The organism is Paraburkholderia sp. BR14320 (assembly GCF_040948665.1).
Taxonomy (GTDB): domain Bacteria; phylum Pseudomonadota; class Gammaproteobacteria; order Burkholderiales; family Burkholderiaceae; genus Paraburkholderia; species Paraburkholderia youngii.
In genome coordinates, this window is sequence record NZ_JBFPKG010000041.1 from 49604 (window position 1) to 64204 (window position 14601).

Below are 14601 nucleotides of genomic sequence, written 5' to 3' on the forward strand. Positions count from 1 at the left end.
ATAAAGCGGCTACGTTTTTATTGTCACTGCTTTACCACGATGGCTTTATTGCGGCGCAGACGTCGCACCGCCATGCGCCGCGGACCATTCGGCCGGCGCGTGCAGGAATTTCTCCACTTCGTCGATCGTCTTCGTGTCGAAGTAGTTGTTTTGCTTCGCGACGCGCAGCACGTCCCACCACGTGGCGAGCGCGTGCAGATCGACGTCGATGTCTTTCAGCACCGACACGCTTTCCTTGAAGATGTTGTAGTGGAACAGCACGAAGCAGTGGTTCACCGTCGCGCCGGCGGTGCGCAGCGCGTTGATGAAGTTGATCTTGCTGCGGCTGTCGGTCGTCAAGTCTTCGACGAGCAGCACGCGCTGGCCTTCGGTCAGCAGACCTTCGATCTGCGCGTTGCGGCCGAAACCCTTCGGCTTCTTGCGCACGTACTGCATCGGCACCATCAGGCGGTCGGAGAGCCATGCCGCGAACGGGATACCAGCGGTTTCGCCGCCGGCGACCGCGTCGATCTGCTCATAGCCGACGTCGCGCAGGATCGTCGCTTCAGCCATTTCCATCAGGCCGCGGCGCACGCGCGGATACGAGATCAGCTTGCGGCAGTCGATATACACCGGGCTCGCCCAGCCGGACGTGAAAATATACGGTTTCTCCGCGTTGAAATGCACTGCTTGCACTTCGAGCAGCATTTTGGCGGTGGTGTCGGAGATCGTCTGGCGATCGAAGCCTGTCATGGGCGGATCCTTCGGAGTGAGCGGGGGAGAAGCGGGCGCCGGGCCCGGTGGCGCAGCAAGCGGGGTATGCCGCGCCATGCTGGGCGGGATACGCGGCCGGGGGAAGAGCACAGACCGGCTTTTGCTGCGCGCGTGGGCCGTTATTTTACCTGAAATGGGTCGCACCGAGGAGGCCGTCGTACGCGGAGGGGCGGCCAGCGGACGGTTCGGCGCGCGCATCGTCTTGTGACCGGCTGAGGCCGCCTTTACACTCACGCGACTTTCCCCAGGCGGCAACCCACACGGCCGCCCCCAGACCAACGGAATGCTTTCAATGAACGCCGCCCCACCCGCCTCTGCCTCCGCCACCGAAACCCGTTCGGCCGTCAAGCCGGGCCATGCGGGCCGCGCGCTGCTCGCGTCGTTGCTGGGCTACGCGATGGACGGCTTCGATCTGCTGATCCTCGGCTTCATGCTGCCTGTGATCGCCGCCGATCTGCATCTAAGCTCGTCGCAGGCTGGCGCGCTGGTTACATGGACGTTGATCGGCGCAGTCGCGGGCGGCGTGCTGTTCGGCGTGCTCAGCGATTATTTCGGCCGCGTGCGCATGCTGACTTGGACGATCCTGATCTTCGCGGTGTTCACCGGCCTGTGCGCGCTCGCGCAGGGCTACACGGACCTGCTGATCTACCGGACCATCGCCGGCATCGGGCTGGGCGGCGAATTCGGCATCGGTATGACGCTGGTCGCCGAAGCATGGCCGGCGTCGCAGCGGGCGCGGGTGTCGTCGTATGTCGGGCTTGGCTGGCAGCTCGGCGTGCTGGCGGCCGCGCTGCTGACGCCGCTCCTGCTGCCGGTGATCGGTTGGCGCGGCATGTTCGCGCTCGGGCTGGCGCCGGCGGTCGTATCGTTCTTCGTGCGGCGCCGCGTCGAGGAGCCGGCGCTTTTCAACCAGCGCGTCGCGCGCGGCATGCGCAAGCTGCCGCTGAAACTGCTGTTCGTCGATGCGCGCACGACGCGCGCGAGCCTCGGCGTCACGATCCTGTGCTCGGTGCAGAACTTCGGCTATTACGGCTTGATGATCTGGCTGCCGAGCTATCTGTCGAAGACCTTCGGCTATTCGCTGACCAAATCGGGGCTGTGGACCGCCGCGACGATTCTCGGCATGGCGGCCGGCATCTGGCTATTCGGCATCGCCGCCGACCGCTTCGGCCGTAAACCGACGTTCCTGTTCTACCAGGCGGGCGCCGTCGTGATGGTGTTCGTCTATGCGCAACTGACGACGCCGATGGCGTTGCTGATCGGCGGCGCGGCGATGGGGGTGTTCGTGAACGGCATGATCGGCGGCTATGGCGCGCTGATTTCGGAGCTCTATCCAACCGATGCGCGCGCCACCGCGCAAAACGTGCTGTTCAACGCCGGCCGCGCAGTGGGCGGCTTTGGGCCGGTGGTGGTGGGCGCGCTGGCGGCGCGCTACTCGTTCGGCGCGGCGCTCGCGCTGCTCGCGTCGATTTATCTGCTCGACATCTTCGCGACACTATTTCTGATCCCTGAACGACGCGGCGCCGAGCTCGATTGAGCGTGTCGCCGCCACATGGCGCAAAAACACTGCCGGATGCAGCGACTCTGCATTTATAGCGGCTGTTTCGCCAATTGCGAGTTCTGTTAACCACTCAGTGCATCGACACATCCGGGGTGTACACTGATCGACCCGCGAAGCACTCCACATCGTCCCGTCTTCGTCGAGGTAAGCCATCGCGCCTTGCCGGGCGCGTGCGAAAACCGCCTCGGTCGGCTATCCATTCGACAGATGAAAACGCCGCAACGGTGTGGGGCGCCGGGCCCAATCACTTACGTCTCGCAGGCCTAGAAATGGACGAACAACTGAAGCAAAGCGCTCTCGCATATCACCAGAATCCGAAACCTGGCAAGATTTCGGTGACGCCCACCAAGCCGCTGTCGAACCAGCTAGATTTGTCGCTCGCGTATTCGCCGGGCGTGGCCGCAGCCTGTATGGCGATTCACGATGAACCGCTCGACGCGCAGAAGTACACGTCGCGCGGCAACCTGGTCGGGGTGATCACGAACGGTACTGCGGTGCTCGGCCTCGGCAACATCGGCCCGCTCGCCGCGAAGCCGGTGATGGAAGGCAAGGGGTGTCTGTTCAAGAAGTTCGCCGGCATCGACGTGTTCGACATCGAACTCTCCGAATCCGATCCGGACAAGCTCGTCGAGGCGATCGCGATGCTCGAGCCCACACTGGGCGGCATCAATCTCGAGGACATCAAGGCGCCCGAGTGCTTCTACATCGAGAAGAAGCTGCGCGAACGTATGAAGATTCCGGTCTTCCACGACGATCAGCACGGCACCGCGATTATCGCGTCGGCGGCGATCCTGAACGGCCTCAAAGTGGTCGGCAAGAAGCTCGACGAAGTGAAGCTGGTTTGTTCGGGCGCGGGCGCGGCGGCGATTGCGTGTCTGGATCTGCTCGTCAATCTCGGTCTGTCGAAGAAGAACATTATCGTCGCCGACTCGAAGGGCGTGATCTACGAAGGGCGCGGCAACCTCGATCCGTCGAAGGAACGCTATGCGGCGCACACCGAAGCGCGCTCGCTCGCCGATGCGATTCGTGGCGCCGACGTGTTCCTCGGCTGCTCCAGCGCCGGCGTGCTAAAGCCGGAGATGGTCGCCGAAATGGGCTCGCAGCCGCTGATTCTCGCGCTCGCGAACCCGGAGCCGGAAATTCGTCCGGAAGAAGCGCGCAAGGTGCGTCCGGACTGCATCATCGCGACCGGCCGTTCGGACTATCCGAACCAGGTCAACAACGTGCTGTGCTTCCCGTTCATCTTCCGTGGCGCGCTCGACGTGGGCGCGACGACGATCACCGAGGAAATGAAGCTCGCATGCGTGCGCGCGATCGCCGAGCTGGCAGAGGAAACCGACCAGGGCGACGAAGTCGCGAAGGCCTACGAAGGCCACTCGCTCGAATTCGGTCCCGAATACCTGATTCCGAAGCCGTTCGATCCGCGCCTGATCATCAAGATCGCGCCGGCCGTCGCCCAGGCTGCGATGGATTCGGGTGTCGCGACCCGTCCGATCCAGGACATGGACGCGTACCGCGAGCAGCTCGGCGCGACCGTCTATCGCTCGGGCATGGTGATGCGGCCGGTGTTCGCGGCGGCGAAGTCGGCGCCGGCGCGCATCGTGTTCGCGGAAGGCGAAGACGAGCGCGTGCTGCGCGCCGCGCAGTTCGTGCTGCTCGAAAAGATCGCGAAGCCGATCCTGGTCGGCCGTCCGTCGGTGATCGAGATGCGTCTGAAGAAGATGGGCTCGAAGCTCAAGTGCGGCGAAGACGTCGAGATCGTCGATCCGGAAGACGATCCGCGCTATCACAAGAGCTGGCAGGCGTATCACGAAATCGGCGCGCGCGAGGGCGTGACGCCCGACGTCGCCAAGGCGGCGATGCGCAAGTTCAACACGCTGATCGGCGCGATCCTCGTGCATCTCGGGGATGCGGACGGCATGATCTGCGGGATGATCGGCCAGTACCACACGCACCTGAACTTCATCGAGCAGGTGCTCGGCAAGGCCGACAACGTCGATAACTTCGCCGCGATGAACCTGCTGATGCTGCCAGGCCGCAACCTGTTCATCTGCGACACGTACGTGAACGAAGTGCCGACCGCCGAGCAGCTCGCCGACATGACGATGCTCGCCGCGCGCGAAATCGAGAAGTTCGGTATCACGCCAAAGGTCGCGCTGCTGTCGAACTCGAACTTCGGCAGCGCGCCGTCGTCGTCGTCGCAGCGCATGGCCGCGGCGCGCAAGCTGATTACGCAACGCGCGCCGTCGCTCGAAATCGACGGTGAAATGCACGGCGACGCCGCGCTGTCGGAGGCGGTCCGCAAGGCCGCGTTCCCGGGCACGACGCTCGCCGGCGAAGCGAACCTGCTGATCATGCCGAACGTCGAAGCGGCGAACATCGCGTACAACCTGCTGAAGGTGGTGGGCGGCGAGGGCGTGACGGTCGGCCCGTTCCTGCTCGGCGCGGAAAAGCCGGTGCATATCCTGACGCCGGCCGCGACCGTGCGCCGGATCATCAACATGACGGCGGTCGCTTCGGCGAACGCGCGCAAGTCGGTGAACGCGAAGTAACGCGCACGCGACGGCCTCGGCAAAAGCGCTACGGAACTCCGGTTCCGTAGCGCGTTTTTTTGCGCCCCCCAAAAAAAGCGGCGGTCCGTGAAGACCGCCGCTTTTCAGTTCAACTGCCAGAGTCGATCAGGCCGCGTGCTGCGTCGTCTTGCCTGCATCGGACGAACGCCAACGCGTGAGCAGCTCGTTCCACTTGATGCGCACGCCTTTCAGGTTGTTCTCCTTGACGTGCCCATAACCGCGGATGCCGTCGGGCAGATTCGCGAGCTCGACCGCGAGATCGCGTTTCTGCGCAGTCAGTCCACCGATCAATTCACGCACCAATGCTTCGTATTCGCCGATCAGCGCGCGCTCGGTGCGACGCTCCTCGGTGTTGCCGAACACGTCGAGCGCGGTGCCGCGCAGGAACTTGAGCTTCGCGAGCACGTGCATCGCGCGGAACATCCACGGACCGTACTTCTTCTTCACCAGATGGCCGTGCGCGTCCTTTTTCGATAGCGTCGGCGGCGCGAGATGCAGATGCAGCTTCCAGTCGCCTTCGAACGTCGCGTTCAGCTTTTCGATGAACGCCGGGTCGCTGTACAGACGTGCGACTTCGTATTCGTCCTTGTACGCCATCAGCTTGTGCAGGTTCTTCGCGACCGCTTCGGTCAGCGGCATTTGGCCGTCGGCGGAATCGAGCGCTTCTTCCGCGGCCCGCACCTGCGACACCAGCGCGCGATAGCGCTGCGCGTACGCACTGTTCTGCCAGGCGGTCAGATAGTCGGCGCGTTTGTCGATCAGCGTGTCGAGCGCCTTCGGCGTATGCAGTGCGATGATCTTGCCGTTTGCGTTGTCGGCCGACTCGCCGCGCCCCTGAGTTTGCGCGAGCTTGCGCACCGCGGCCAGATCGTGCGCGGCACGCCGGCCCCATTCGAACGCGGCACGGTTTTTTTCCACCTGCACGTTGTTCAGCTCGATCGCGCGAATGAGCGACTCGTGCGTGAGCGGCACCCAGCCGCGCTGCCACGCGTAGCCGAGCACGAACGGGTTCGTGTAGATCGCGTCGCCGAGCAGCGCGACCGCGAAGTGATTTGCGTCGACGGCCGAGACGTTGTCGTCGCCGGCCGCGGCGCGCACGTCGGCTTCGGTGCTGCTGCCGGGGAAGCGCCAGTTCGGGTTCTTGATCAGCTCGGCCGTTGGCGTGTGCGCGCTGTTCAGCACGACGCGCGTGCGGTTCGCCTGCATGCGCGACACGCATTCGTCGCTGGCGGTTACGATCGCGTCGCAGCCGATCACGAGGCTCGCTTCGCCCATCGCGATACGAGTCGCGTGGATGTCGGCGGGGTGGTTCGCGATCTGCACGTGGCTCATCACGGCGCCGCCTTTCTGCGCGAGGCCGGTGACGTCGAGCACGGTGACGCCCTTGCTCTCGAGATGCGCGGCCATACCGAGCAGCGCGCCGATCGTGACGACGCCGGTGCCGCCGACGCCCGTCACCAGCACGCCGTACGGACGCTCGATGGACGGCAACTCGGGGTCCGGCACTGGTGGCATTTCCGCGCCGGCGCCCGACGCCGCCTTCGGCTTGCGCAATTGGCCGCCTTCAACGGAGACGAAGCTCGGGCAGAACCCGTTCACGCACGAGAAGTCCTTGTTGCAGGTCGACTGGTTGATCTGGCGCTTCGTGCCGTACTCGGTGTCGAGCGGTTCGACCGACAGGCAGTTCGACTTCACCGAGCAGTCGCCGCAGCCTTCGCACACCGCCTCGTTGATCACGACGCGCCGTGCCGGATCGGGATACGCGCCGCGCTTCCTGCGACGGCGCTTTTCGGTCGCGCAGGTCTGGTCGTAAATCAGGATCGTGGTGCCCGGCACCTCGCGCAGCTGGCGCTGCACGTCGTCGAGCTGGTCGCGGTGATGAATGTCGACGCCGGGCGCGAGGCCGACGTTCGCCGCGTACTTCTCCGGCTCATCGGTGACGATGACGATCTTCGCCGCGCCTTCGGCGGCGAGCTGATGCGTGATCTGCGGCACGGTCAGCACGCCGTCGACCGGCTGGCCGCCGGTCATCGCGACCGCGTCGTTGTACAGCAGCTTGTAGGTGATGTTCGCCTTCGACGCGATCGCCGCGCGGATCGCGAGCAGCCCCGAGTGGAAGTAGGTGCCGTCACCGAGATTGGCGAACACGTGCTTATCGTTCGTGAACGGTGCCTGGCCGATCCACGCGACGCCTTCGCCGCCCATCTGGCTGAATGTGCTGGTGCTGCGGTCCATCCAGACCGTCATGTAATGACAGCCAATGCCGGCCATCGCGCGCGAGCCTTCCGGCACGTTGGTCGACGTGTTGTGCGGGCAGCCCGAGCAGAACCACGGCTTGCGCTCGACTTCGACGCGCGGCCGCGCGAGCGCCTTTTCCTTCGCTTCGATCACCGCGATGCGCGCGGCGATGCGGGCGCGCACGTCCGACGGCAGATCGAACTTGTCCAGCCGCGTGGCGATTGCCTTCGCGATAATCGCGGGCGACAACTCGTAGTGCGCCGGCAGCAGCCAGTTGCCCATCGGCACCGACCACTCGCCACCGGCGCCGTCTTTTTCGTCGAACTTGCCGAACACGCGCGGGCGTTGCGCGTCGGGCCAGTTGTACAGCTCTTCCTTGATCGCGTATTCGAGGATCTGGCGCTTTTCCTCGACCACGAGAATTTCGTCGAGACCGCGCGCGAAGGCCTGCGCGCCTTGCGCTTCGAGCGGCCAGACGCAGCCGACCTTGTACAGCCGGATGCCGATGCGCGAGCAGGTTTCATCGTCGAGGCCGAGATCGGTGAGCGCCTGACGCACGTCGAGATAGGCCTTGCCGCCGGTCATGATGCCGAAGCGCGCATGCGGCGAATCGATTTCGACGCGATCGAGCTTGTTCGCGCGCACATAGGCGAGGCCCGCGTACCACTTGTAGTCGAGCAGGCGCGCTTCCTGCACGAGCGGCGGATCGGGCCAGCGGATGTTCAGGCCGCCGTCGGGCATCACGAAGTCTTCCGGCAGGATGATGCTGGTGCGGTGCGGGTCGATATCGACCGATGCGGACGATTCAACCACGTCGGTCACGCACTTCATCGCGACCCACAGGCCGGAGTAGCGGCTCATCGCCCAGCCGTGCAGGCCGAAGTCCAGATATTCCTGCACGTTCGACGGAAACAGCACCGGCAGCCCGCATGCCTTGAAGATATGTTCGGACTGGTGCGCGAGTGTCGAGGATTTCGCCGCGTGATCGTCGCCGGCGAGCACCAGAACGCCGCCGTGCCGCGACGAGCCGGCCGAGTTGCCGTGCTTGAAGACGTCGCCGGAACGGTCGACGCCGGGGCCCTTGCCGTACCACATCGAGAACACGCCGTCGTATTTGGCGCTCGGGTACAGGTTGACCTGCTGCGAACCCCACACGGCGGTGGCCGCGAGGTCTTCGTTGACGCCGGGCTGGAACACGACCTGATGCGCGGACAGATGCTTTTTGGCTTTCCACAGCGACTGGTCGAGTCCGCCGAGCGGGGAACCGCGGTAGCCGGAGATGAAGCCGGCCGTATTGAGGCCGGCGGCGCGGTCGCGTTCCTGCTGCAGCATCGGCAGACGCACGAGCGCCTGGATGCCGCTCATGTAAGCGCGGCCGCGATCGAGGGTGTATTTGTCGTCGAGCGTGACGGAAGACAACGCGGCTTCGAGCGAGGCTCGCTGACCTGCGTCTAGCGGGGCATTCATTATGTGTACTCCTCCACTTCAGCTTGGGATCACCAAAACTTTTCTGGCTCCCGGCATCTCGTGAATGCTGGGGCCGGGGTCGTCATATTGACGGGTTTCAAGCGATGGTAGCACTGGTGGAAACCCGCCGCAGCAGATCAGAAATCGCCTGTGCGCGGTCTGGATTCAGATGGTTTCGCGGCAAGTTGGCTGCGGGTTGTCAACAGTTGGCACGCATTTTCGACGGAATCGAGTTGGGTTGCACTCGTGCATGTAACAAGCTGTAAAACCTACAAACGCGCGGAACCGCAGTGAAAACCACTGTCTAATCCCCGGCCTGCGAGCGATGCCGATCGCTGTGCATTCTGCGCAGCTTCTGGACAGCAGGGTAGTTAGAAAAGGAGTACGCATGCACACAAGAAACATCCAGACGTTCCTGATGGTTTCCGCCGCTTTTTTCGCGATGAGCGCGCCGATGCACTCGAATCCGGGCAGCACGGGGGCGCTGTCGAACGCGATCGTTCGCACGGCGCAGGTCGCGCCGGCGCAGGCGGGAACGATCGACGGTGCGACCGGCAGCAACGAGTACAGGCAGAATTCTTGACGCGCCGCATCGCGCGCGTCTTGTGACAACCGGCCGCCGGTTCGGAGAGAGCGGCGGCGTGCAAACGAAAAAGGGCGAGGATCCTGCGATCTTCGCCCTTTTTTCTTCCGCGCGCCGATCAGGCGCGAGTCATCGTGGTCAGGTCTTATCCTGCACGACACCGCGGCGAATCTGATCGAGCTCGATCGATTCGAACAGCGCCTTGAAGTTGCCCTCGCCGAAGCCCTGATTGCCCTTGCGCTGGATGATCTCGAAGAAGATCGGGCCGATCTGGTTTTCGGTGAAGATCTGCAGCAGCAGATCGTCCGGTGCGCCGTCGATCAGGATCTTGCGCTTGCGCAGTTCCTCGAGCGGCTCGCCATGATTCGGCACGCGCCGGTCGACGAGTTCGTAGTAGGTGTCGATCGTGTCGAGCAGCGAAATGTTCGATGCGCGCAGGCCGTCGACGGTGCGGTAGATGTCGCTGGTGCCGAGCGCTATGTGCTGGATGCCTTCGCCGTGGTACGCGTCCAGATATTCCTGGATCTGACCGGCGGTGTCCGAGCCCTCCTCGTTGATCGGAATGCGGATCTTGCCGCACGGCGAAGTCATCGCCTTCGACTTCACGCCCGTCACCTTGCCCTCGATGTCGAAGTAGCGCACCTCGCGGAAGTTGAACAGGCGCTCGTAGAACTCGGCCCATTCCTGCATGCGGCCGCGATGCACGTTATGCGTCAGGTGATCGATATAAGTCAGGCCGTGGCCGACCGGATTGGGGTTCGCGCCGGGAATCGGTTCGAAGTCGACGTCGTAAATGTCGATGTCACCGATGCTGTTCGGCGCCGCGCCGTTCTTGCCGCGCCAGCGGTCGACGAAATAGATCAGCGAATCGCCGATGCCCTTGATCGCTGGGATGTTCAGCTCCATCGGGCCGGTCTTGTTGTCGAATCCCCAAGCGCCTTTTTCGAGCGCTTGAGCATAAGCCTTCGCGGCGTCCTGCACGCGAAACGCGATCGCGCAGATCGACGGGCCATGCAGGCGCGCGAAGCGCTGCGCGAACGAATGCTTCTCCGCGTTGACGATGAAGTTGATGTCGCCCTGACGATACAGCGTCACGTCCTTGTGACGATGTCGCGCGACGGCCGTGAAGCCCATCCGTTCGAATAGTTTGCCGAGCGCTTTCGGGTCCGGCGCCGTGTATTCGATGAATTCGAAGCCGTCGGTGCCGACCGGATTTTCCCAAGTAGAAACCTGCATTGTCTGTCTCCGATCCCATGTACGGGGTTGCCGAGGCGCGCTGGCGGTGAGCGCGCGGGACGGTCGGCTGAGCGCGACCGGATAGGGCAAGTGTAGAACTGCGATGGAGGCAAGAACTTGCGAACTTAATCGCACATCGCTACTCTTCAGCTACTTTATGGCTCGATTCGAACGAGACGTGGCAGAACATGGCTAATAGCGAGATAGATGCGATCGATCGCCGCATTCTGGCGATCCTTCAGGAAAACGGCCGGCTGTCGAATCAGGAGATTGCGGAGCGGATCAATCTGTCGCCGAGTCCGTGCCTGCGGCGGATTCGCCGGCTCGAGGAAAGCGGCGTGATTCGCGGCTACGTCGCGCTACTCGACGCGCAGCGTCTCGGACTCGACCTGCTTGCGTATGTCAACGTGCGGCTGGAGAAGGGTGGCGGTCGCGCGTTCAGTCCGCATGGCGAGGCTACGCACGCCGATCTGTTCGGCGCGGCCGTGCAGACGTGGCCCGAAGTGGTCGCGTGTCACGCGATGACGGGTGAGATGGATTACCTGCTGCGCGTCCAGGTCGAGGACATGGCGCACTTTTCGCGCTTCGTGCAGGATCAGTTGCTGCGCCATCCGTCGGTGATCGATGTGAAATCGAGCTTTTCGCTCGAAAAGATCAAGGAAACGACAGCGCTGCCCATTTTGTAGGCTTCACGCGTCACGCCCTGCGCATCGCGTTAATTTGGTACAGATAGAAAAAAGGGCGACCTTGCGGCCGCCCCAGGCTCATGTCCCCGTAGCGATTATTCAGGCAGCGACAGCCACCGGCATGAACGACTCGAACAGTCGCGATGCCTGGCGCGCGTGGCGCTTGAGTGCGTAGTCGAACACGGCGGCCTGCTCCTGCAGCATTTCCGCGAGGATGCTCGACTGATCTGCTGGCGACAGCGTGAGATAAGCGTCGGCTTCGCCGTACGCGTACTCGATCTTCATGCCGGCCTTTTTGGCGATGTGCATCATGGTCGAGTTGCGCGCCAGGCAGTGGATGTACAGCGTCGTCACATGCGTGTTGCGGCTGCGGATCGCGGCGCGCTCGAACAGCTTCGAGCCGATACCAATGCCACGCGCGCTTTCGAGCACCGAGACGCCGAATTCGGCAGTGCGCTTGTTGTCTTCGGCCGGCAGGTAGGCCAGATGGCCGACGCCGCTCAGTTCAAGCTTGCTGTTGAATACGCCGAACACCGTGTCGCGCGTGAAGTCGATCGTGCGCACGTAGTTTTCGATCACGTGGTTCGGCACGACTTGGCCGAAGCGCAGCAGGCGGTCTTCCTTGTCGAGCGCGAGGAAGTGCGTGAGCAGGCGTTCGCGATCGACAGCGGTGAGTTCTCGGACCAGAACGTGCGGGCGTCCAGCAGGCAGCGACGCGCGGTCGTTCGGCTCGATCGGCTCGGTGGTGCGAAGGCTAAGCGTGTTCATGGTCGGGTTCTCCTTTTAATCAGGCGGCGTTGTGCACCGCAAAACCGATTTTAGCGGAAACCTAAGCCATTCACTAGGGAAAACCCGTACCAAAAACTGATGTGATTACCTGGAATGCTGGAGCCCTAAATTTAGTTAATTGATTTTTAATGGGAATTCGAATTGAACGCACGTTCGTGACACCATGCCGCATGCATCCCGGGAGCTGAGATACTTCCTCTGAATGTTGTTGCTTTGCATCATCCGAGGCGCGGGATCGGTTCGGACCGTCGTCTCACCTGGCCGGCGCGGTGCCGAGACCATGCTCGACCATGCCGACCACCTGCTCTGCGAACTCGCGATAGCCCATGCGGCCGTCCGGCTTGAGCCACGTGAAGGTCCAGTTGATCATGCCGAACACCATCATCGTCAGCGCGGTCTGGTTGTCGCGTGTCGCGCGTTCGGGGTAGGCGCGCGCGAGCTGCCGGGCGAACGCGGCGACCACGTCGCGCTGGCGGTTCAGGATGATCTCGCGCTGCGAATCGACCAGATACTTGACGTCGTTCAGCAGCGCAACGTGCCGGCTGTGCGACGTCTCATACTCGGACAGGAACGCGCGGATCAGCTCCGCGAAGGTTTCTCGCTCGCTCAGTTCGCGCCGCTGGCTCGACCCTTCCACCTCGGCGATGATCAGCATCAGCCGCTTCGTGTAGCGATCGAGCAGGTCGAACAGGATCGCTTCCTTGCTCTCGTAATAGTGATAGAGGCGCGCTTTCGAGGTGCCGCTCGCCGCGGCGAGATCGGCCATCGACGTGCTTGGATAGCTGGTCTGCGCAAACTTCGCGGCGGCCAGTTCGAGGATCTGCTCGCGTTGGGTTTCGTGGTCGGGGGCTCGGGTGCGGGCCATAGTTGTCTGTTTTTGTCTTATTGGGGTGAGCAAGGAGCGGATGACGCGCGCAGTTCGAGCGAGCGCCATTCGTTCGCGTCGCCACGCAGATGGATGCGTCGTTGCGTCGCGAGTTCGTGCATGCGCCACAGCACGATGCTGTCGCTGGCGAGAAACCATAGTTCGGCGGTCATAACATAGGCGGCGACGCGCGCGGCGGACTGCCAGTCGTCGGTTGCGCGTTCGAGGATCAGCGTGTCGAGTTCGGCAAAGCTGCCGCTCGTGAAGGTGTTGTCACGCCAGCGCCGTGTCTCGCCGTTCGCCTGCTTGACCTCCTGCCATTCGAGCGCGAGCCGGCTGATGCGTAGCACGGAAATCGGCGCGGCGTCCGGCAGATGTGCCTGCAATGCGTCCGGCGCAAACATGCCGACCGATGTCGCGCGATCCTTGCGGGTATGCGCCCACGCTTGCGGATCGGTGAGGTCGGCGATCGACAGACGCACTTCATTCAAACGCTGCGGGCTGTTGCGCACCAGGTAGCAGACGCGGCGCAGCATCAGCTGATCGGACGCGCTTTCGCCATGCCACACAACGAGATTCGCGGTGTCGCTCGCGAGGCCGTCGAGCACTGCGGCCTGTTCGCGGAACTCGCGCACGAAGTCGCGCTGCGGGTCGGCGCTGACGCGTTCCCAGAAGTCGGCACGCACGTGCGGAGCGTCGTCGACGCCGCGCAACGGGCCGACCGCCAGATCGTCGCGCAACGACTGCACGCGATCGTCGCGGCCCGCCTGGGCCAGCGCGCTCCGCAGCGACTCGGCGGCGACGTCTCCGTTGGTGAGATGAATCGTGCTCATGGGCAAGGGCTTGCTGTGACGCTTGCAGCTGTAACAAAAAGAGGCCGCTCGCCGACTGGAAACCGACGTCCCGATCGAAGAGCGGCCCCTAGTGTAAGCGGATCGCGAAACGGCCGAAAGCGGCGCCGGCCGTTACACGAAGCGAGTCCGCACCCTGACCACGAAAGCTCCCGGCTCAACGTTCGTCGTAACTGACGACGACCTTGTCGCTCACCGGATGACACTGACACGTCAGCACGAACCCGTCGCGGACCTCGTGTTCTTCGAGCGTGTAGTTCTTTTCCATCTTCACTTCGCCCTCGAGCACCTTCGCGCGACACGTGCAGCACACACCGCCCTTGCACGCATACGGCAGCGCGAGACCGGCGCGCAGCCCGACGTCGAGCACGCTTACGCCCTGGTACGGCAGGCGCAGCTTGCGCCGCTTGCCGTCGAGCACGATTTCGAGGTCGGCCGCGGGCGTGTCCGCGGTGATCTCGACGGGCGGCACACCCGCCTGCGGCAGCGGCGTGCCGAAGCGCTCGACGTGCACCTTCGCGGGCGGCACGCCGGCAGCCTTGAGCGCCGCCTCGGCCGCATCCATCATCGGCGCGGGGCCGCAGATGAACGCCTCGTCGATCGCGTCGGCCGGCAGCAGCTGTTCGAGGAACGCCGCGCACTTCTGCTGGTCGAGCACGCCGTTGAACAGCTCGACGTCCTGCAGGTCGTCCGACAGCACGTGATACAGCACGAAGCGGTTCATGAAGCGGTTCTTCAGATCCTCCAGCTCCTCGGCGAACATGATCTGGTCGACGCTGCGGTTGCCGTACACCAGCGTGAACGTGCTGCGCGGCTCGACTTCGAGCGTCGTCTTGATGATCGCGAGCACCGGCGTGATGCCCGAGCCGCCGGAGAACGCGAGGTACTGCTGGCCCTGTTCCGCGTTCAGGTGCGTGAAGAAGCGGCCGTCCGGGGTCATCACGTCGATCGTGTGGCCGGGCTGCAGCGTGTCGAACGCGAAGTTCGAGAAACGCCCGC

At 63.7% G+C, this 14601-nt stretch carries 11 protein-coding genes; 4 read left to right on the forward strand and 7 right to left on the reverse strand.

The window, feature by feature from the left end; genetic code table 11:
• Positions 1-45 precede the first annotated feature (45 nt).
• A complete protein-coding gene (locus AB3X89_RS29215) occupies positions 46-732 on the reverse strand; it encodes an orotate phosphoribosyltransferase (RefSeq protein ID WP_013090785.1) in 687 nt (228 codons plus the stop codon).
• 313 nt (positions 733-1045) lie between these two features.
• Here AB3X89_RS29215 and AB3X89_RS29220 point away from each other — a divergent pair, with 313 nt between their 5' ends.
• A complete protein-coding gene (locus AB3X89_RS29220) occupies positions 1046-2290 on the forward strand; it encodes an MFS transporter (protein ID WP_368586386.1) in 1245 nt (414 codons plus the stop codon).
• Positions 2291-2583: 293 nt separating this feature from the next.
• Complete coding sequence (locus tag AB3X89_RS29225) at positions 2584-4866, forward strand: NADP-dependent malic enzyme (RefSeq protein WP_368586387.1); 2283 nt, start codon at positions 2584-2586, stop codon at positions 4864-4866.
• Positions 4867-4992: 126 nt separating this feature from the next.
• On the opposite strand, the gene AB3X89_RS29230 is transcribed toward AB3X89_RS29225, so the two are convergent.
• Positions 4993-8592, reverse strand: a complete 3600-nt coding sequence (locus tag AB3X89_RS29230; protein WP_368586388.1) for an indolepyruvate ferredoxin oxidoreductase family protein — start codon at positions 8590-8592, stop codon at positions 4993-4995.
• Positions 8593-8980: 388 nt separating this feature from the next.
• Here AB3X89_RS29230 and AB3X89_RS29235 point away from each other — a divergent pair, with 388 nt between their 5' ends.
• Positions 8981-9175, forward strand: coding sequence for a hypothetical protein (locus tag AB3X89_RS29235; protein WP_368586389.1), 195 nt, complete (start codon positions 8981-8983; stop codon positions 9173-9175).
• 138 nt (positions 9176-9313) lie between these two features.
• On the opposite strand, the gene hppD is transcribed toward AB3X89_RS29235, so the two are convergent.
• Positions 9314-10411: a 4-hydroxyphenylpyruvate dioxygenase gene (gene hppD / locus AB3X89_RS29240; protein WP_368586390.1), complete on the reverse strand. Its 1098-nt coding sequence runs from the start codon at positions 10409-10411 to the stop codon at positions 9314-9316.
• 188 nt (positions 10412-10599) lie between these two features.
• Here hppD and AB3X89_RS29245 point away from each other — a divergent pair, with 188 nt between their 5' ends.
• Positions 10600-11097 carry an Lrp/AsnC family transcriptional regulator gene (locus AB3X89_RS29245; RefSeq protein WP_013090779.1) on the forward strand — a complete coding sequence of 166 codons (498 nt, stop codon included), beginning with the start codon at positions 10600-10602 and terminating at the stop codon, positions 11095-11097.
• Between the two features lie 99 nt (positions 11098-11196).
• Here AB3X89_RS29245 and AB3X89_RS29250 read toward each other — a convergent pair whose 3' ends face one another.
• The 4 genes from AB3X89_RS29250 to AB3X89_RS29265 all read right to left on the reverse strand — a co-directional run.
• Positions 11197-11865: a GNAT family N-acetyltransferase gene (locus AB3X89_RS29250; RefSeq protein WP_368586391.1), complete on the reverse strand. Its 669-nt coding sequence runs from the start codon at positions 11863-11865 to the stop codon at positions 11197-11199.
• Between the two features lie 274 nt (positions 11866-12139).
• Positions 12140-12751: a TetR/AcrR family transcriptional regulator gene (locus tag AB3X89_RS29255; RefSeq protein WP_368586392.1), complete on the reverse strand. Its 612-nt coding sequence runs from the start codon at positions 12749-12751 to the stop codon at positions 12140-12142.
• A 17-nt stretch (positions 12752-12768) separates the two neighbouring features.
• A complete protein-coding gene (locus AB3X89_RS29260; RefSeq protein WP_368586393.1) occupies positions 12769-13584 on the reverse strand; it encodes a DUF1835 domain-containing protein in 816 nt (271 codons plus the stop codon).
• Positions 13585-13759: 175 nt separating this feature from the next.
• The coding region (locus AB3X89_RS29265) for a 2Fe-2S iron-sulfur cluster-binding protein (protein WP_368586394.1) at positions 13760-14601 on the reverse strand (842 nt) is incomplete at its 5' end.

Excerpts from the sequence above, each read along its gene's own strand:
- AB3X89_RS29245 (WP_013090779.1), top strand. The coding sequence starts at position 10,600 with ATGGCTAATAGCGAGATAGATGCGATCGATCGCCGCATTCTGGCGATC.
- hppD (WP_368586390.1), bottom strand. The coding sequence starts at position 10,411 with ATGCAGGTTTCTACTTGGGAAAATCCGGTCGGCACCGACGGCTTCGAA.
- AB3X89_RS29230 (WP_368586388.1), bottom strand. The coding sequence starts at position 8,592 with ATGAATGCCCCGCTAGACGCAGGTCAGCGAGCCTCGCTCGAAGCCGCG.
- AB3X89_RS29215 (WP_013090785.1), bottom strand. The coding sequence starts at position 732 with ATGACAGGCTTCGATCGCCAGACGATCTCCGACACCACCGCCAAAATG.
- AB3X89_RS29220 (WP_368586386.1), top strand. The coding sequence starts at position 1,046 with ATGAACGCCGCCCCACCCGCCTCTGCCTCCGCCACCGAAACCCGTTCG.
- AB3X89_RS29255 (WP_368586392.1), bottom strand. The coding sequence starts at position 12,751 with ATGGCCCGCACCCGAGCCCCCGACCACGAAACCCAACGCGAGCAGATC.
- AB3X89_RS29235 (WP_368586389.1), top strand. The coding sequence starts at position 8,981 with ATGCACACAAGAAACATCCAGACGTTCCTGATGGTTTCCGCCGCTTTT.
- AB3X89_RS29225 (WP_368586387.1), top strand. The coding sequence starts at position 2,584 with ATGGACGAACAACTGAAGCAAAGCGCTCTCGCATATCACCAGAATCCG.
- AB3X89_RS29250 (WP_368586391.1), bottom strand. The coding sequence starts at position 11,865 with ATGAACACGCTTAGCCTTCGCACCACCGAGCCGATCGAGCCGAACGAC.
- AB3X89_RS29260 (WP_368586393.1), bottom strand. The coding sequence starts at position 13,584 with ATGAGCACGATTCATCTCACCAACGGAGACGTCGCCGCCGAGTCGCTG.